A 244-nucleotide genomic window follows, 5' to 3' on the forward strand; every position below is an offset into this window, starting at 1 on the left:
TGATATTCCTGCTCCAATTTATCCTGATATGGACTTCCCCAAACTTTTCTGACCCAATATGAGGAAGAGATACCAATCAAAATAAAAAAGTAACAAGCCATCATCAAATTATCAGCAACAATTGTTGCTGCAATAACATCTTTAGCAGGGTTAAGCTTAGCTGACATAGCTGCAAAATTAACACCACCTCCCGTATAAGATGCTGAAATCATGCCAGCTACCTTATCTAGTTCAGGAATATAGT

General features: G+C 37.3%; 1 protein-coding gene. It reads right to left on the reverse strand.

Annotation, left to right across the window (positions count from 1 at the left end):
• Positions 1 to 212 (reverse strand): DUF819 family protein (locus tag ACI43T_RS12235; RefSeq protein WP_405387398.1); only part of this gene is annotated, 212 nt, incomplete at its 3' end.
• Positions 213 to 244: the final 32 nt, after the last annotated feature.

This window comes from Neisseria oralis, assembly GCF_045062685.1.
GTDB classification, from domain to species: Bacteria; Pseudomonadota; Gammaproteobacteria; order Burkholderiales; family Neisseriaceae; genus Neisseria; species Neisseria oralis.